Annotated in this window: 17 protein-coding genes; 8 read left to right on the top strand and 9 right to left on the bottom strand. The window is 71.7% G+C overall.

Features of this window, described 5'->3' with window-relative positions; all coding sequences use genetic code 11:
• Window positions 1–76: 76 nt before the first annotated feature.
• The gene (locus ACFYL6_RS11710; protein WP_387170349.1) at window positions 77–1,027 is read right to left on the bottom strand and encodes an ion transporter; all 951 of its coding nucleotides are present in this window, start codon (window positions 1,025–1,027) and stop codon (window positions 77–79) included.
• A 221-nt stretch (window positions 1,028–1,248) separates the two neighbouring features.
• On the opposite strand from ACFYL6_RS11710, the gene ACFYL6_RS11705 reads away from it, so the two are divergent.
• Window positions 1,249–1,938 carry a TetR/AcrR family transcriptional regulator gene (locus tag ACFYL6_RS11705; protein ID WP_387170347.1) on the top strand — a complete coding sequence of 230 codons (690 nt, stop codon included), beginning with the start codon at window positions 1,249–1,251 and terminating at the stop codon, window positions 1,936–1,938.
• 88 nt (window positions 1,939–2,026) lie between these two features.
• Here ACFYL6_RS11705 and ACFYL6_RS11700 read toward each other — a convergent pair whose 3' ends face one another.
• Together ACFYL6_RS11700 and ACFYL6_RS11695 are read right to left on the bottom strand one after the other, a co-directional pair.
• A complete protein-coding gene (locus ACFYL6_RS11700; RefSeq protein WP_387170345.1) occupies window positions 2,027–2,488 on the bottom strand; it encodes a GNAT family N-acetyltransferase in 462 nt (153 codons plus the stop codon).
• Window positions 2,489–2,661: 173 nt separating this feature from the next.
• Window positions 2,662–3,519, bottom strand: a complete 858-nt coding sequence (locus ACFYL6_RS11695) for an SDR family oxidoreductase (protein WP_387170343.1) — start codon at window positions 3,517–3,519, stop codon at window positions 2,662–2,664.
• Window positions 3,520–3,615: 96 nt separating this feature from the next.
• Between ACFYL6_RS11695 and ACFYL6_RS11690 the strand changes: the two genes are divergently transcribed.
• Window positions 3,616–4,011: a helix-turn-helix domain-containing protein gene (locus tag ACFYL6_RS11690; RefSeq protein WP_238659412.1), complete on the top strand. Its 396-nt coding sequence runs from the start codon at window positions 3,616–3,618 to the stop codon at window positions 4,009–4,011.
• 64 nt (window positions 4,012–4,075) lie between these two features.
• On the opposite strand, the gene ACFYL6_RS11685 is transcribed toward ACFYL6_RS11690, so the two are convergent.
• Window positions 4,076–5,038: a helix-turn-helix transcriptional regulator gene (locus ACFYL6_RS11685; RefSeq protein ID WP_387170341.1), complete on the bottom strand. Its 963-nt coding sequence runs from the start codon at window positions 5,036–5,038 to the stop codon at window positions 4,076–4,078.
• A 447-nt stretch (window positions 5,039–5,485) separates the two neighbouring features.
• On the opposite strand from ACFYL6_RS11685, the gene ACFYL6_RS11680 reads away from it, so the two are divergent.
• On the top strand, window positions 5,486–6,148 hold the full coding sequence (locus tag ACFYL6_RS11680; protein ID WP_387170339.1) for a hypothetical protein: 663 nt from the start codon (window positions 5,486–5,488) through the stop codon (window positions 6,146–6,148).
• 174 nt (window positions 6,149–6,322) lie between these two features.
• Complete coding sequence (locus ACFYL6_RS11675; protein ID WP_387170337.1) at window positions 6,323–7,834, top strand: phosphoesterase; 1,512 nt, start codon at window positions 6,323–6,325, stop codon at window positions 7,832–7,834.
• A 94-nt stretch (window positions 7,835–7,928) separates the two neighbouring features.
• Here the strand turns inward: ACFYL6_RS11675 and ACFYL6_RS11670 are convergent, their stop codons facing one another.
• On the bottom strand, window positions 7,929–8,525 hold the full coding sequence (locus ACFYL6_RS11670; RefSeq protein ID WP_387170335.1) for a MarR family winged helix-turn-helix transcriptional regulator: 597 nt from the start codon (window positions 8,523–8,525) through the stop codon (window positions 7,929–7,931).
• A 114-nt stretch (window positions 8,526–8,639) separates the two neighbouring features.
• Here ACFYL6_RS11670 and ACFYL6_RS11665 point away from each other — a divergent pair, with 114 nt between their 5' ends.
• The 3 genes from ACFYL6_RS11665 to ACFYL6_RS11655 all read left to right on the top strand — a co-directional run bounded on the left by ACFYL6_RS11665 (window position 8,640) and on the right by ACFYL6_RS11655 (window position 12,193).
• On the top strand, window positions 8,640–10,253 hold the full coding sequence (locus ACFYL6_RS11665; protein ID WP_387170333.1) for an LLM class flavin-dependent oxidoreductase: 1,614 nt from the start codon (window positions 8,640–8,642) through the stop codon (window positions 10,251–10,253).
• A gap of 66 nt (window positions 10,254–10,319) precedes the next feature.
• A complete protein-coding gene (locus tag ACFYL6_RS11660; RefSeq protein ID WP_387170331.1) occupies window positions 10,320–10,916 on the top strand; it encodes an ArsR/SmtB family transcription factor in 597 nt (198 codons plus the stop codon).
• Complete coding sequence (locus tag ACFYL6_RS11655; RefSeq protein WP_387170329.1) at window positions 10,913–12,193, top strand: MFS transporter; 1,281 nt, start codon at window positions 10,913–10,915, stop codon at window positions 12,191–12,193. Before ACFYL6_RS11660 ends, ACFYL6_RS11655 begins: the two co-directional genes overlap by 4 nt.
• 250 nt (window positions 12,194–12,443) lie before the next feature.
• Here ACFYL6_RS11655 and ACFYL6_RS11650 read toward each other — a convergent pair whose 3' ends face one another.
• The 4 genes from ACFYL6_RS11650 to ACFYL6_RS11635 all read right to left on the bottom strand — a co-directional run bounded on the left by ACFYL6_RS11650 (window position 12,444) and on the right by ACFYL6_RS11635 (window position 15,275).
• On the bottom strand, window positions 12,444–13,139 hold the full coding sequence (locus ACFYL6_RS11650; protein WP_387170327.1) for an alpha/beta fold hydrolase: 696 nt from the start codon (window positions 13,137–13,139) through the stop codon (window positions 12,444–12,446).
• A 39-nt stretch (window positions 13,140–13,178) separates the two neighbouring features.
• Window positions 13,179–13,559 carry a VOC family protein gene (locus ACFYL6_RS11645; RefSeq protein ID WP_387170325.1) on the bottom strand — a complete coding sequence of 127 codons (381 nt, stop codon included), beginning with the start codon at window positions 13,557–13,559 and terminating at the stop codon, window positions 13,179–13,181.
• A 74-nt stretch (window positions 13,560–13,633) separates the two neighbouring features.
• Window positions 13,634–14,671, bottom strand: coding sequence for an SMP-30/gluconolactonase/LRE family protein (locus tag ACFYL6_RS11640; RefSeq protein WP_387170323.1), 1,038 nt, complete (start codon window positions 14,669–14,671; stop codon window positions 13,634–13,636).
• 181 nt (window positions 14,672–14,852) lie between these two features.
• Window positions 14,853–15,275 (bottom strand): MmcQ/YjbR family DNA-binding protein, encoded by a 423-nt coding sequence (locus tag ACFYL6_RS11635; protein WP_387170321.1) that lies wholly within the window; start codon window positions 15,273–15,275, stop codon window positions 14,853–14,855.
• A 154-nt stretch (window positions 15,276–15,429) separates the two neighbouring features.
• Between ACFYL6_RS11635 and ACFYL6_RS11630 the strand changes: the two genes are divergently transcribed.
• Window positions 15,430–17,232, top strand: coding sequence for an acyl-CoA dehydrogenase (locus ACFYL6_RS11630; RefSeq protein ID WP_387170319.1), 1,803 nt, complete (start codon window positions 15,430–15,432; stop codon window positions 17,230–17,232).
• Window positions 17,233–17,243 lie beyond the last annotated feature (11 nt).

Below are 17,243 nucleotides of genomic sequence, written 5' to 3'. Positions count from 1 at the left end.
CCGTTACCCCTTCAGGGAGGCCGATGGGACCGCCGTCGACACTATCCGAACCCGAAGACGCAGCGCGAGCGTCTGATCACCGTCTGGCGCGGGCGTTGTCCCGGTGGGGTCGGCCGTGCCCGTCGTCCCGGTCGATGCGCAGCTCACGTTCGAGTTCGGTGATGACCGCCCGCAGGTCGTCCAGCCGTTGGGTGAGCGCGATCCGGTCCACCTCGTCCGGTACGCCGTCGCCGTCCTCGTCGTACCCGGGGGCCAGTCGCTCGGTCATCTCCAGCCGGCGGGCCTCCTCCATGGAGTTCACGATGACCGCGATGAGGATGTTGAGCAGCAGGTTGACGGTGACGACCACGTAGCTGACGTAGTAGAGCAGCGTCCACGGTGAGATCGCCATGCCCTGCTCGATCAGGTCCGGCAGCGTCTCCAGCGACAGCAGCACGAACAGCGTCAGCAGCGACCGGCCGATGTCGCCGTACTCCTCCGGATACCGATTGCCGAAGATCAGCCAGCCGGCCATGCCGTACACGTAGAGCGTCACCACGGCCAGGGCGAGGAACCCGGTGACGCCCGGCAGGCTGCGCCACAGCGCGGAGACGATGGTCCGCAGACCCGGCGAGAACCGCACCAGGCGGACCATGCGGGCGACCCGCACGACCCGCAGCAACGCCGGGTCGCCGTGCAGGCCCGGGATGAAGATCGCCGCGATCACCACGAAGTCGAAGACGTTCCAGCCGTGTCGGAAGAAGTCCTGTGGGCGCCTGCCGAACGCCGCCAGCCGGACGGCGATCTCGACGACGAAGACGGCCCGGAAGAACAGTTCCAGCCCGTGCAGCGCGCCGTCCGCCGGGCTCAGGTCGTCGTACGTCTCCAGGCCGAGGACGATGCCGTTGGCGAGGATGACCACGACGATGGCGATCTCGAAGGGGCGGGACCGGGCGAGCCGGTCGCATCGGTCGGTCCAACCCGAGCGGTGCGGCTGCGCTGGTGCGGGCGGCCCACCGCGCTGGGCGGGCACTTGTGCGTCACTCACCAGTCGGCCGGCTCGATCAGGCGCGCCGCGGTGGGGGCCCACCTCCGGCCGTCGTCGTGGCGGTGCGGATGGTGTGCGGGCATGTCCACCAGCCTAGCCAAGATCAATGACGCTGGGCGACCGTGTCATCCGTGCAGCGTGACTCGTTCGCTGGGCGCCGGCGACATCCGTGCGGCACCGACAATAAATAGCGAACGTCGTTTGCAGTTTACAGTAGATCAGTGAGTGACACATCCGCGAGTGGCGGCTCCGACCGGCAGCCGATCTGGAGCAGGCCCGAACGCGGCAGCCGCGGCCCCGCTCCGGCGCACAGTCGGGACGCCATCGTCGTGGCCGCCATCGCACTGGCCGACACCGACGGGCTGGGCGCGGTGTCGATGCGCGCGGTGGCCGCCGCGCTCGGCACCGGCGCCGGTTCTCTCTACCGCTACCTGTCCTCCCGTGACGACCTGCTGGACCTGATGACCGACCGGGCCGTGCGGGAGCTGCGCCCGTACCCGCAGGTGGAGGGCGACTGGCTGGAGACGATGGTGCTGTTGGGCCGCCGGCAGTTGGCGCTGTTCGGCGCCCACCCGTGGCTGCTCGACGTGATCCACCGGCCCTCCGGCATCGGCCCCGAGAGCCTGGCCTGGTTCGACAACTGCATCCGGATCCTGGAGCCTTTGCGCTGCTCCGTGTCCGCCAAGTTCGAGGCCATCGCGATGATGACCGGCGTGGTGAGCCTCTTCGCCCGCCGCGAGTCCGCCGCCGGCGCGTTCAGCTTCGCCGGGCTGGACCTCGCGGCGTACCCGCACCTTGTCGCGGCGTTCAGTCAGCCCTCCGGGCCGGCGCCCCGGGCGGACCTCGTCGAGCGGACCCTGCGCAGTCTGCTGACGGGTCTGCTGCTCGCGGCGCCGACCGAGGCCGACTGACCCGGCGTACCGGAGCGGGCGGACGTCGGCGAACTCCGCCGGCTCGCCGACGGCGGCAAAACCGGGACGCTCGCGCCCGCCGCCAGTGTCACATCGCGGTGGTGAGGTACCGGCGGTAACCCACAGCGGACTGGGCGAAGCCGACCGACGCGTAGAACTGGTGGGCTTCGGTGCGCGCGGCGTTCGACACCAGCTGGACCTTGTAGCAACCGGCCGCCGTCGCGTCGTCGAGCGCCGCCAGCATGAGGGCACGGGCGACCCCACGACGGCGCCAGCCGGGTGCGACCACCACGTTCTCCACCACCATGTACGGTCGCGCGCCGTGGGTGAGGTTCGGGGCGACGAGAGTGTCCAGGGTGCCCACGAAGGTGTCCCCGGCGACGGCCACCAGGAGGCGGCGGCCAGCCTGCGCGTGCAGGTCCCGCCAGGCGGTGGCCAGCCGGACGGCGTCCGGCCGTGCGTCGTCGGGAGCGAGCTGCCACAGCACGTCGAAGACCTGCTCGGGGTCGTCCTGCGCCACGGCGGCGCGGACGACGAAGTCGCCGCTCACCGGGCCGACGCCAGAGTGTCCAGGTCGGACCGCGCGGGGTGTCGACGTGGAGGCCCGGTGGGCCGGGAGCGCTGGTCGTCGACGTGCCTCACCATGCCGTCGAGGATACGGGTCCAGCTGCACCGCCTGGCGGGCGGCGGCGGCCGCGCCGCCCGCTTCGGCGATGACTCTGGTCAGGCCCGTGCGGCCCGGATGGCGTCGCGCAGCGGGGTGCTCGGCCGGCCGAGCAGCCGGCTGAGGTCGTCGCTGTCGGTCACCAGCTCGCCCCTGGCGATCGAGTGGTCGAGCGCGGCCACGAAACCGGCGGTGCCCGCGTCCAGGCCGACGTTCTCCAGGGCCGAGGCCAGCTCGGCGGCGGACATGTCCTGGTGGACGACTGTGGTGCCGGTCACCTCGGTGACGGCCTCGGCCAGCTCGTCGAAGGTGAACGCGGTGCCGCCCAGTTCGTAGACGGCGTTGCCGTCCTCCTCGCGGGTCAGGGCCGCCACGGCGGCCCCCGCGTAGTCGGCCCGGGTCGCGGCGGAGATCTTGCTGCCGCCGCTGGCGCCGAGGATCGTGCCGGACCCCAGGTACTGCGGCAGCTGGTCGGTGTAGTTCTCGGTGTACCAGCTGTTGCGCAGGACGGTGTAGGTCAGACCGGACGCGGCGAGGATCTCCTCGGTGGCCTTGTGCTCCGGGGCGAGCGGGTTCGCGGTGGTGTCGGCCTTCAGGATGCTGGTGTAGACGAGACGCTCGACACCGGCCAGCTTGGCGGCGTCGATGACGGCGGTGTGCTGCGCGACGCGCTGACCGGGAGCGTCGCCGGAGATGAGCAGCAGGCGACGTACGCCGGCCACCGCGCCGGGCAGGGTCGACGGGTCGTCGTAGTTGGCCTTGCGGATCTCGACCCCGCGCGCGGCCAGGTCGGCGGCCTTCTCCGGGCTGCGGACGACGGCGGCGATCTCGGCGGCGGGTACGCCGCTGTCGAGCAGTTGCTCGATTACCAGGCGGCCGAGTCGGCCGGTGGCGCCGGTGACGGCATAGGTGGGCATGGGAACCTCCGGTGGGTGGTCGCAGATCAGTAAGCGCTTACGAATCTACAGCACTAACCGATTAGCGGTATGGGATAGGCTGGTGAGGTGAGCGACATGCCGGCCCAGGATCCGGCGGGGCCTACCCAGGAATTCGTCAGCGATGTCTTCGCCCGGGGGTGCACCTCCCGTGCGGCCTTCGAGGACGTCACCTCGAAGTGGGCCTCGCTGGCCCTGTTGGCGCTCGGCGAGGGCCGCTACCGGTTCAACGCGCTGCGGCGCCGCATCGACGGGGTCAGCGAGCGGATGCTCTCCCAGACCCTGCAGACCCTGGAACGCGACGGGATGCTCACCCGCGAGGTGCTCACCGCGATCCCACCGCGGGTCGAATACTCGCTGACCCCCCTCGGCGCCCGGGTCGCCGAGCAACTGCGGGGCCTCGCCGATCTGCTGGAGGCCTCGGTGCCCGAGGTGCAGACCGCCCGCGACAGCCACGAGCGCGACCGGGGCTAGCTCCGGACCGTCCCGACGAACGTGAGTCGACGCCAGCCCTGGTTGGCGTCCTGCGCGACCTGTCTCAGGTGTTCAGCGTCTCGCGCGGCGGCACACCGTAACTGGCGTGGTATCGCGCGGTGAACCTGCTGTGGCTGGCGAACCCCCACCGACTGGCGATCGCCGAGACCGTTTCCTGGCGCGGGTCGGCGCGTACCAGGTCGTGGTGTGCCCGGACGAGCCGGATCCGACGCAGGTAGGCCATGGGGGTGGTGCCGAGGTGGCGGCGGAAGGCGAGTTGCACCGCCCGCAGGGAGACACCGGCGGCGCTGGCGATGTCGGCCGCGCTGATGTCCCGGTCGGCGTGCTCCTCCAGAAACCCGATCGCCCGTCGCAGCGTGGCGGTGGTGGCGTCGTTCCGGTCCGCGGCGGTCGGTTCGGTGAACGCGGTGTTGGGAAAGACCGCGAGCGCCGCCGCGGCCAGCATCCGGGCGGCGTTGCCGATCACCAGCGACTGCGCCCCGGCGGCCGGGCTGTCCAAGACGACGTCGCGGACGAAGCTGGTGGTGTTGCGCCACTGGCGGGCGAGGGCCGTACCGGCGGCGCCCAACTCGGTGAACTCGATTCGACCGGGTCGGCGGGCCGGCGCGGTGGTGGCCACCTGTGCCAGCACCGACAGGTCCAGTACGCAGAGCTCCACCTCGCCGGGGTGCCAGCGGACGGTGCACGGCTCCTCCGGCCGGGTGACGAGGAAGACCTCGCCGGGGCCGAACCGGTTAACCGATCCGGCACAGGAGCGATCGACGTGCGCGGTGCGGGAGCGACCGATGACCAGCCCGCCGAGAGTGCTGGCATCGATCTCCAGGTGCCCGGTCTGGCGGGTGGTCGCGATGGCGAAGGGACCGGTGTCGACCCGGTGGTGGGTGAGCCGGTATCCGTTCCTGCTCTGAATGCGCAGCTTCGGGTCGTACGTGGCGGACAGGAATTCCTGGATGGCCACCGGGTCTCGGCTGTCGAACTGGTGGGTCTGCACTGGCGATGACGTCATCCGCTGTCTCCGTCCGGTGGAGGTGCCGCCGGGTCGTGGGAACGGGTGCCGACGGCAGGATCGGGACGTGCCGAGGTATTCGGCGGTGACCCGGCACCTCGTTTGGCCGGCGGTGCGGTGAAGGTGGAACGTCGCGAGCGGGACGGCAGCGACCGGTTGCGGGCGTCGGTCATTCAGTGACTCGGGGACGCAATATCTGTAGATGGGAATGTCACCATACGACAATCACCGACGTGTCGTCCGGTGAATCACTGCGATGTGTCGGCAGCTCGACTTCGTTTTCCGGCTAACGCGCCGAATGGTTCTACGTCTGCTGTCCTAGCCACCCTCGCGGGCGACAGCGAAATCTTGTTCATGATTCGTCGGAGGGCGACGGGGGTTGCCGCCGGATTCGTCGGAGGGCGACGGGGTCGCCGCCGAAAGACCGGCCCACGGAGGGGGGAAGCGTTGGACAGTACCGATCCTGACCGCGTCGTTCGGCTGGCCGTGGCCGAGGCACTGGCTCGGGTGGCGGATGAGGACAGCCTGGGTCTGGGTGAGGGCGACGCGCTGGAGAGGCTCGGTGGTGGGCTGCGTGAGGTGCTGCGCCGCGCACTCGACGACCGGGTCCCGCTGACCACGCCGGACTTCGTCGACCTGTGCCGCGACCTTCGCCTCAACCGGGACGCCTTCGACCTGCTGGGGCACTATTTGATGACCGCGTTGCTGGCTCAGCACGTCGGGCCGGACGTCCTGATCCGCGTCGGGGTGCTCTTCGGCACCGTCGGGCGCTACCTGCCCGGTGCCCGTCCGGTGGCCCGCCGCAACGAGGGCCCGGCGGCACGGCGGCGCGACGTTCGCTCGGACAACAGCGTCGTCGGTCGGTACCGTCGCGCCAAGCTGCCGGAGCACCTGCCCAACCCACCGAGCTGGACCTGCACCGGATGCGGACGCGAGTGGCCCTGCGCCACCAAGCAGAGCCAGTTGCTCGCCGAGTTCGGCGGTGCGCGCGCCTCCCTCGCGGTCTATCTCGGCTCCTGCCTCGTCGCCGCCGCCCAGGACCTGCCCACGCTGCCGCTGCCTCGGGTCCGGCTCCGATTCCTGGGCTGGCTGCCACGCGCCCGGATCTGACCCGACTGGACACTGCGTGGTCCCGGCGTGACCCACTGCTGCCCGCCCGGCACTCCCCGCCGGTGGGAGCAGGGTGTTCATCGGGAGCACCCGCTGCGTACGGCGGGCGTTCACCGCCCTCTCCGAGGCTCCTTGATCGAAAGAGCATTCGCTTGATCGAGGAGAGGCTCTCAGGTGAGAGACAAGCATCCCGAAGAGACCGAGCACGCGCAGCTGTCCCGGCGCAAGCTGGTCAAGTACGCGGGCGTCGGCGCGACACTGGCCGCGGCCAGCCCACTGGTCGGCGCCGGAGCGGCGTGGGCCGACGAGGACCGCCGGCCGGGTGACGAGGACAAGACCGACCGGGGTAACTCCAGGAACCGGGCGTGGCGTGCGGGCGACCACCACATCCACTCCGAGTACAGCGGCGAGTTCGACACCACCAAGTCCCCGATCGTCTTTCACAAGGGCGCGGACGCGGTCTACCCGATCGTCACCAACGCCATCATGGCGAAGAACTTCGGCCTGACCTGGGCGATGTGCACCGATCACGGTGGTCCGACCCACTCGAAGGTGAACATCGAGCAGGCGTACCCCGACCTGCTGCGCTCCCGCAAGCTGGTCCCCGAGGTGCTTCAGTTCTGGGGCATGGAGTTCGACGCGCCCTCGCTGGACCACCACACGCTGATGATCCCGCGCCACGACGACGAGGCGAAGCAGCTCTTCGAGCTGGAGAGCCGGTTCGCCAAGTACGACGCGTTCCCCACCGACCCGGCCCGCGACACCGAGGCCAAGATGGTGGAGTTCCTCAAGGTCGCCCGGGGCATGCCGCACAAGCCGCTGGTGATCGCCCACCACGCGTCCCGGTCGGCGCCCGGTCTCGGCGTCTACGGTCAGGACACCCCGCGCGAGTTCCGCAACGGCAACAACGCCGCGCCGGACGTCTACATCGGCTTCGAGGGCGCGCCCGGCCACCAGGCCGGCCCGCTCAACGGTGGCAAGCGGGGCGGGTACGGCAACCACCCCACCTACGGCGGCTTCGACCAGATGACCGCTCGGGTCGGCGGCCTGTGGGACTCGCTGCTCGGCGAGGGCCGGCGCTGGTGGATCACCGCGACCTCGGACTCGCACGTGCACTGGACCCGCGGTGGCTCCGACTTCTGGCCGGGCGAGTACAGCAAGACGTACGTGCACGCCCGCCAGGACTACGGCGACATCATGGACGGTCTACGCAACGGCCGGATCTGGGTCACCACCGGTGACCTGATCCGCAGCCTCGACGTCACCGCCACGTCGCAGGGCAGGACCGCCGAGGTGGGCGAGACGATCACGGTGAGCCGTCGTAGCCGTACCGATGTCGAGATCGAGATCACGTTCCGCCCGCTGGGTGGGCTGAACGCGAACGGCGACCGGCCCGAGGTCCGCCGGGTCGACCTGATCGTCGGCCAGATCACCGGCCCGAGCGCCAGCCTGGACGCCGACACCAACCCCACCACCAAGGTGGCGGCCCGGTTCGGCCCGCGGGACTGGCGTCGGCAGGGCGACAGCTACGTCATCCGGCACACCCTGCGCAACGTCGAGGCGGACACCTACGCACGGGTGCGTGGCACCAGCACCGACGAGGCCGAGCCGCTCGCCGACGGGCTGGAGAGCCCGTGGGACGACCTGTGGTTCTACTCGAACCCGGTGTTCGTGCACGTGCGCTGACCGGGCGCGGTAGCGACATCGCGGGCCCGTCCGGCACCGCTCGACGGACGACGTCGGGTGGTGCGGGGCGGGCCCGCACCACGCTGTTCGCGGGTCAGTCGGGCCTGCGGCGGCGGGCTCGGGGGGTGGCGGTTCGACCGCTCCGCACCGCCGGGGCGGCGGTCCGGTGCGCAGCGGGCGCCACCGGGTCGGCCTGCGCCTGCGTCACCACCTCGCAGAGGTCGCGCAGCGGGTCCGCCGCCTGGGCCGAGCAGGCGACCTTCTGCAGCAGTGACCGCACCGTCGCCGACTCGGCTGGTGTGAGCGCCCCCAGCAGGTGCGACTCGACCTGCCGCAGTGCCAACCGCCGCTGCTCCCAGGCGGCACGGCCGGCGTCGGTGACCTCGACCAGCCGGTTGCGCCGGTCGGCCGGGTCCGCGCGCCGGGTGACGAAGCCGGGCCGCTCCAGGTCGTCGATCAGGTACGTGAGGACGGTGCGGTCGATGCCGATCTCCTCGGCGATCGCGCCCTGGTTTCGGGCCGGCCCGTTGACCGCCGCGGTGAGCAGTTGGTAGCCGCGCGGACCACCGGGGAAGTCGGTGAGCGCGTGCTCGGCCGCCCGGACGTAGCCGCGGAAGACGATCCCGAGCATCCAGCCCAGGTCGTCGTCGAGCGGATCGGGCCGGTCCGGCCGGTGAGGGGCACCCGTCATCCCCCGACAATACCGCAGTGAGTCAGACCTTGTTGGCAGAAGATGTTCTGTGTGGCATAAGGTTAAGGTCACGACGCATCGCCCGAGGCGTCGCGGGAAGCGGGAGGCTCGCAGATGAGCGACTACGGCCACGACCTGGTCTTCGGATCCTTCGTCACGCCCAGCGCTGGCAATCCGGACCGCACGGTCGGCGTCGCCGTCCTGGCCGAACAGGTCGGGCTGGACCTGGTCACCTTCCAGGATCACCCGTACCAGCCGGCGTTCCTCGACACCTGGACGCTGCTCAGCTTCGTGGCGGCCCGCACCAGCCGGGTGCACCTGTCGGCGAACGTGACGAACCTGCCACTGCGCCCGCCGGCGGTGCTCGCCCGCAGTGTGGCCAGCCTGGACCTGCTCAGTGGTGGCCGGGTCAGCCTCGGCCTCGGAGCGGGGGCGTTCTGGGACGCCATCGAGGCCATGGGTGGCCGGCGGCTGACCCCCGGCCAGGGCGTACGAGCGCTGGAGGAGGCCATCGAGGTCATCCGTCAGGTCTGGGACGTCGAGGCGCGCGGCGGCGTGCGGGTCGACGGCGAGTTCTACCGGGTGGTGGGTGCCAAGCGTGGGCCCGCTCCGGCCCACCCGGTGCCGATCTGGCTGGGTGCGTACAAGCCCCGGATGCTCCAGCTCACCGGTCGTCGGGCCGACGGCTGGCTGCCCACGCTGGGCTACCTTCAGCCCGGCGACCTGAGCAGGGGCAACGCGATCATCGACGAGGCCGCGCAGCAGGCCGGCCGGTCCGCGCAGGACGTGCGTCGGCTGCTCAACATCTCCGGGCAGTTCTCGGCCGTGGGGCGCGGCCCGTTGAACGGTCCCGCCGAGCAGTGGGCCGAGGAGCTGGCCGAGCTGGCACTGGGGGAGGGCGTCGGCACCTTCATCCTCGGCAGCGACGACCCTGACGACCTGCGCCGGTTCGCCGGTGAGGTGGCCCCCGCCGTCCGCGAGCTGGTCGCGGCCGAGCGCGACCGGGGTGCGGCTCCGACGCCGGCCCAGCCGGCCCAGGAGCGTTCGCCGGCCGAGTCGGCTCGGGAGCGTACGCCAGAGCCGGTCGCTGCGCCGCCGGCCCGGGCGAGCCGCGCCACCACGACCGGCGGCGCGTTCGCCGTGGTGCCGACCCCCGACGACGGGGTACGGCGAAGCGAGCAGCAGGTGTGGGACGAGTCGACCCGGCCGACCGGGCCCGCACCCGACCCGGAGCGCACGTACACCCCGCAGGAGCAGGCCACCGGCGCGCACCTCGTGCAGATCCACGACGGCCTGCGCGCCGAGTTGGCCCAGATCCACGACCTGATCGAGCAGGTGGCGGCCGGCGAGATCGACGCGGGCGCGGCCCGGTCCCACATCAACACGATGACCATGCGGCAGAACCGGTGGACGCTCGGCGTCTACTGCGAGTCGTACTGCCGCATCGTCACCACCCACCACACCATCGAGGACCAGTCGTTCTTCCCCCGGTTGAGGGCGCGGGACCCCCGACTCGGCCCGGTGGTCGACCGGCTGGAGCAGGAGCACCACGTCATCCACGACGTGCTGGAGGGTGTCGACCGGGCGCTGGTCGCGTACGTCGGGTCTCCGGACGGCCTCGCCGAGCTGCGGACCGCGGTGGACCTGCTGACCGACGCGCTCCTGTCGCACCTCAGCTACGAGGAGCGGGAACTGGTCGAGCCGTTGGCGCGGCTGGGCATCGCCTGATCGGCGCGGCACCGCCGCGGTGGCGCGGGGTTGCCCCGCTCTGATCTGAGAGACTACTCTCGAAACATGTCTCTCAAGAATCCGTACGGGGATTTCGAGATCACCGAGCCGCAGGCGCTGCGAGCGCTGGCCCACCCTGTCCGGCTGGCCATTCTCGACCGCCTCCAACGGCACGGCCCGTCCACCGCCACCGGCCTCTCGCCGCACGTCGGCGCCACCCCGTCGGTGGTCAGCTGGCACCTGCGGCACCTCGCGACGTTCGGCCTGGTCGTCGACGCGGAGGGCACCGCCAGCAAGCGGGAGCGCTGGTGGCAGGCGGCCGCCCGGGGCTTCCGCTTCGCGTTGCCCGACGATGCCGAGGGACAGGCCGCCGGCCGTCAGCTCCGCGGTGAGATGTTCGCCCGGGCCGCCGAGGCGCCGCAGCAGTGGCTGCTGCACGACGAACCCCGGCTGGACGCGCAGTGGCGCGGGGTGGCCGGCGTGGCCGACACCCGGTTCGTGGCCACCCCCGAGGAGCTGCACCAGCTGGAGGCCGCGATCGAGGAGCTGCTCGCCCCGTACGTGCGGCGCAAGGAGGACGACGCGTCGCCGGCCGACGCGCGGATCGTCCGGATGCTGCGCTACCTGCTGCCCGAGCCCGGCGACGACCCGGCCGCGTCGTGACCGCCACCGACGCCCTCACCGACACCGTGACCGCCACCGCCACCGCGGCCCCGCCGGCCCTGCACCGCGACCGGCGGTTCCGCACCTTCTGGATCAGCCAGACGATCTCCGACTTCGGCGATCGGATCAGCGAGCTGGCCCTACCGCTGATCGCCGTCACCCTGCTGACCGCCACACCCGTGCAGGTCAGCGTCCTCACCGCGTTGATCTGGCTGCCCAACCTGCTGGGCCTGTTCCTGGGTGCCTGGGTGGACCAGCGCACCCACAAGCGGCGACTCCTGATCATCGCGGACCTGATCCGCGCCGCGGTGCTGCTCAGCCTGCCGGTGGCCTACCTGTTCGACGCGATCACCCTCACCCAGCTCTACCTGGTGGCACTGCTCACCGGCTTCGGTGCGGTGCTGTTCGCCATGGCGCGTCAGGCGTTCTTCGTCGCCCTGGTGCCGCGATCGGCGTACGTGGACGCGACCAGCAAGCTGAGCATGAGCCGGTCGCTGTCCTTCATCGCCGGCCCGGCCGTCGGCGGAGGGCTGGTCCAGGCGCTCAGCGCGCCGGTCGCGATCGTCGTCGACGCGGTCTCGTTTCTCGGCTCCGCGCTGCTGCTCAGCCGCATCCCGGCGACCGAGTCGCCGCCCCCACCGCGTCGGACGTCCACTCTGGGCCTGGTCCGCGAAGGGCTCGTGCTGGTGCTGCGGCACCCGGTGCTGCGGGCCGCCCTCGGCTGCACCAGCACGGTCAACTTCTTCACCTTCATCGCCGGCGCGCTGCTGGTGCTCTACGCCAGCCGCGAACTCGACCTGTCGGCCGGCGCGATCGGCATCGCCCTCGGGTTCGGCGCGCTCGGCGGGTTCGCGGGTGCGGCGCTCGCACCGCGGATCTCGCGCGCCATCGGTCTGGGCCGCACCGCCATGATCGGCGCGGTGGTCTTCCCCGCGCCGCTGGCGCTGACCGCGCTGGTGTCCGGGCCGACGTGGACGAAGGTGGCCATGCTGGCGGCCATTGAGCTGGTCTCCAGCGTCGGGGTGATGCTGATGGACGTGAACCTCAACGCCCTCCTCACCGCCGTGACACCAGACGACGCGCGAGGGCGCCGGGCCGGTGCCTACAGCGCCGTCAACTACGGCATCCGACCCCTCGGCGCGCTGGTCGGCGGTGCGTTGGGCACCACCATCGGGCTGCGGCCCACCCTGGTCATCGCCGGCCTCGGCGGTGTGCTCGCCGTGCTGTGGCTGCTGGCGTCACCGGTGCGTCACATCCAGACCCTCGACGCGACCTGAGGGCTGCGGCGGGGCGCGTGCTCGTGTCGCGGTGGGCGGCACCCAGCCGAACGAGCGACATACCTCTGAGTCATAAATATGCCACTGAGGTATACCGCTCGTTGGACTGACCGCGCGGCTGCCCCGTCAGCAGGTCGGTCCGCATTGGCCCAGGCGGGCGCGACCCCGGCCGGCGCGGGCCAGGCGGGCGCGACCCAGCCGGCGCGCGTCAGGCGGCGCGGGTCAGCCGGCGCGACCCAGGCGGCGCGGGTCAGGCGGCCTCGGCCAACAGGATCCGGGCCAGCTCGGCGGGCTGGGAGAGCATCGGCCAGTGGCCGGTGGCCATCGTGACCAGTCGCCAGTGGTCGCTGGTCAGCAGTTTGGCCACCGTCTCATTGGGCTCAGGCCCGTCGAGCAGGCACTTGACGTACGTCGCCGGCAGCTCACCCAGCGGTCGGCTCAACACCGCCGGCTCGGTCAACGTGGCGCCCGGATGCGGAGTGAACCCGTCGACCAGGCGCGCGATCTGCTCGTCGGTGAGACCCTGACCGTCGAAGTCGGCCGCGCCGACCGGAGCCCAGTAACCGTCGTTGTCGGCGATCTGCGCCTCAAAGGCCGCCTGGCCCTGCCACCAACCGGAGGCGAACGACCCACCGTCGACCGGCACCTCGGAGTCCACGAAGATTACCCGGGTCAACCGGTCGCCGATCCGCTCGGCGGCCTGACCCACCGGAATGCCCGAGTAGCTGTGCCCGACCAGCACCACGTCGCGCAGGTCGCGGCGCTCGACCTCGTCGACGATGTCCCGCACGTGGGTCTGCTGCCCGGCGGGCTCCTCCCGCCTTTCGGCCAGGCCGGAGAGGGTCAACGGGTGGGCGCCGTGGCCGGCCGCCCGCAGTGGTGGGACCACCTCGTCCCATGCCCACGACCCCAGCCACGCCCCCGCCACCAACACGAATTCAGCCATGGCCCGGAGCCTAACGCCGACCTGTGACAGGTCGGCCGGTCACGGCCAGGTGCGGGCCTCGGCCGCGAACACCTCCGGCGGACTCGCCACCGGAAGCACACAGAGCAGGTGGCCGCCGGGCGCCCGCAGGATCCGGCAGTCCAGCCACTGCGACACCTCGGTGGCACCCAGAGCCAGCAACCGTGCGGTCTCGGCTGGCACGTCGTCGGTCTCGATGTCGAGGTGGAAGCGCGGCGAGTCGTCGACCGCCTGGACCGCGGTGACCAGCCCCGGCAACGCCTCGTGCAGGCCGACGAACTGCGGCTCGGAAGGATCGGACCGGGTGCTGACGCCGAGCGCCGCCGACCAGAACTCCGCCGCCCGGGCGGCCTCCGCCTCGGGAGCGTCGATCAGCAGCGCGTACACGCGGCTTCGGTGCATGCCGGCCAGGATATCGAGGATCCAGCGGCGCCGCTCGGCGGCCGCCAGCGCACCAGCGCTGCCTGGCCAGACACTCAGGCGTGGTCCCGGGCGGGCGGCCCGATCTCGACGGGCATCCGGTAGATCTGGACCGGATAGTCGACGGCCGAGTGCCCGCCGTTGAGCCCGGCGGTCAGGTGCAGTTGGGCCGCCGGCATCCAGAGCCGGGCATCGGCGTCCAGCCACATCGCGTCCACCCAGGCCAGTCGGGGGTCGGCGACGAGCGTCCGTACGCCGCGGTCGGGTGCGAGGACGAGGACGCGCCGCCGTTCCAGGTCGCTGAGGTAGATGGTGCCGGTGGCGTCGATGGCCGTGCCGCCGGTGCTGGGTGTGTCACACCACCGTTCGACCCTGCGGGCCATCTCGTCGGCGGACACCGACGGGTCGTCCAACCAGCGGGTGGCGATCCGGGACATCCCGCCGGATGCCGGCTGGTAGTAGAGCCAGCGACCGTCCGGCGACACCTCCAACTGGTCGACGTGCAGGCGTACCTCGGCACCGTCCGGGTCACGCAGCGCGCGACCGTCGGCGACCACCGGGCCGCCCGCCGTGCTCGGGTGCCCGTCGAGCACCCGTCGCGACCGACCCGAGTCGAGGTCGAGCACGATGAGGCCGGCCGCTCCGGCATCGCTGAGGTACGCCACCCGGCCGTTGAAACGGACGTCGTCGACGTAGCTGTCCGGGTGCACCGCCTCGTCGAGGTGGTAGACCCGCTCCACGCGGTCGCCGTCCGGGTCGACCGCGATCAGCCGAGCGCCGCCCGGCACCTGCGCGCCGCCGATCTGCGGCGCACCGGAGTCGACGATCCACAACCGGCCGTCCGGGCCGGCGCGCAACCCGTTGACGTGCACGAACGCCCCGTCCGGTGGCTGGTCAACGCGGTTCCACGCGGCATCGGGGTACGGGACACGACGGCCGTCCGGCGCCGCCTCGACCACCTGCACGCCGGGCCCATCCGCCGACGGGTAGCTCAGGAACACCCGCCCGTGCAGGGTGGTCACCCCCGTGCACACCCGGTCGTCCTGGAGCACCGGCGTCAACCGGGGATCCTCCTCAGTGGGCAGCGACGACATCGAACCGCTCCTCACCCGCCCGGCGGCGCCTCGGCTCCAGCCGGTAACCGACGGCTCCGGCCATCCGGCGCGGTATCCCCGGAGCGTGCCGGCCGAAACCGCCGGTCCCAGGACACCGCCGGCGCTCAGCCGGTGGCAGGACGCCCTCGGCGCTCAGCCGGTGGTAGGGCGCCCTCGGCGCTCAGCCGGTCGGCGGTGCCGGGGGGCCGACCTGGGCGGCGAGGCGCTTCGGGGCCATCACGCAGTAGCTTTCGGTGAGCAACTCACCCACCTCCTCCCAGTCGGTGTTCCCGTCCAGGACCATGCCCATCACGTTCGGACTCCAGTCCGGTTTGTAGAAGGGGTGCCCCGTGGCGAGGAGCCCGGCGATCTCGTCGAGTGGCGACCGGAAGGTCAGCAGGCAGGCGGGCTCATCGAGTGCGGCGGCCCGGGCGTGGACCGGCTGGCGATCGGGGTCGACGGTGAGCACGTGGGCGATCGTCCGCTTGCGGATCCGCCAGCGGATGCCCACCCAGGCGGGCTCCTCGTAGGTTTCCGGCAGCCCGAGACAGATCGGCCGCAGCCGGTCGAGGACCTCGGGCGGGACATCTCCGGGTGCGGTCACGGGCAACGACGTTAACCGGTCGGTGTGACAAGTTCCGCTCGTCGAACCCCACCCGGGCCGGTGGTGCGCGCCCGGTCGATCGGCCAGGATGGGCCGGGGCGGCCGTGGGCTGTCGCCCCGGCCCGACCCGCCCCCGTGCCCGCTGAGGAGTGCCGTGCCGTCCACCCTGCTCTCCCGCCGTGACCTCGACTTTCTGCTGCACGAGTGGCTGCGGGTGTCCGAACTCGTCGAGCGTCCCCGCTACGCCGAGCACTCCCGGGAGACCTTCGACGACGCCCTGGATCTCGCCGAGCGGGTGGCCACCGAACAGTTCGCCCCGCACAACCGGGCCGCCGACCTCGCCGAGCCGACCTTCGACGGGCAGCGGGTGCGGCTGATCCCGCAGGTCCGCGCGGCGTTGGACAGCTTCGCCGAGACGGGCCTGCTCACCGCCGGGCTGGACGCCACGGTAGGTGGCCTGCAACTGCCGCACGCGGTAGCGGCGGCCTGCTTCACCTGGTTCCAGGCCGCCAACGTGGCCACCTCGGCGTACCCGTTCCTCACCCTGGGCAACGCCAACCTGCTGCTGGCGCACGGCAGCCCCGAGCAGGTGGACACCTACGTCCGGCCCATGCTGGACGGCCGGTTCTTCGGCACCATGTGTCTGTCCGAGCCGCACGCCGGCAGCTCGCTTGCCGACATCACCACCCGCGCCGAGCCGCAGGAGGACGGCACGTACCGGCTCTTCGGCACCAAGATGTGGATCTCCGGTGGCGACCACGAGTTGGCCGAGAACATCGTCCACCTGGTGCTGGCCCGCATCCCCGGCGCACCGCCCGGGGTCAAGGGCATCTCACTGTTCATCGTGCCGAAGGTGCTGGTCGACCCGGACGGGTCGCTCGGCGAGCGCAACGACGTGGTGTTGGTCGGGCTCAACCACAAGATGGGCTTCCGGGGCACCACCAACACCCTGCTCAGCTTCGGCGACGGCGCACACACCCCCGCCGGCCGCGCCGGTGCGGTCGGCCACCTGGTCGGCCCGCCGCACCAGGGTCTCGCGCAGATGTTTCACATGATGAACGAGGCCCGGATCGGGGTCGGGGCAGGTGCCACCGCGCTGGGTTACACCGGCTACCTCAAGAGCCTGGCGTACGCGAAGGAGAGGCCGCAGGGGCGGCCGGTCGGTGCCAAGGACCCGGCCGCCGCGCAGGTGCCGATCATCGACCACCCCGACGTACGACGGATGCTGCTGGCACAGAAGAGCTACGTGGAGGGGGCGCTGGCGCTGGTGCTCTACTGCGCGCGGCTGCTCGACGAGCAGAAGACCGCCCCGGCCGAGGCCGACCGCGAGCGCTCGCGCCTGCTGCTGGACGTGCTCACCCCGATCACCAAGAGTTGGCCGTCGCAGTGGTGCCTCACCGCCAACGACCTGGCAATCCAGGTGCTCGGAGGCGCCGGCTACACCCGCGACCACGACGTGGAGCAGCACTACCGGGACAACCGGCTCAACCCGATCCACGAGGGCACCCACGGCATCCAGGCACTGGACCTGCTGGGGCGCAAGATGACCATGCGGGGCGGGGCCGGTCTGGCCCTGCTGACCGCGACGATCGGTGACACGGTCGAGCGGGCCCGGAAGGCCGGGGGAGAGGCGACCGAGTTGGCGGACCGGTTGGCCGCCGCGGTGGACCGGGTCACCGCGGTCACCCGTCGACTGTGGGCCGACGGCGACCCGGTGCTCGCGCTGGCCAACGCCAGCGCCTACCTGGAGGCCGTCGGGCACGTGGTGATCGCGTGGATGTGGCTGGAGCAGGTGCTGGCGCTGCCGCCGGAGGGGGCCGGCGACGCGTTCCACGCCGGCAAGCGGCAGGCCGCACGCTACTTCTTCACTGTCGAGTTGCCCCGGACCGGCCCGCAGTTCGACCTGCTGGAGAGCCGGGATCGGACGACCCTCGACATGCGCCCGGACTGGTTCTGAGAGGTTCGCCG

This window comes from Micromonospora sp. NPDC007208 (genome assembly GCF_042869175.1).
GTDB classification, from domain to species: domain Bacteria; phylum Actinomycetota; class Actinomycetes; order Mycobacteriales; family Micromonosporaceae; genus Micromonospora; species Micromonospora foliorum.
The sequence above is the reverse complement of the archived record's forward strand: the minus strand, read 5'-3'. Positions and strand labels throughout refer to the sequence as shown.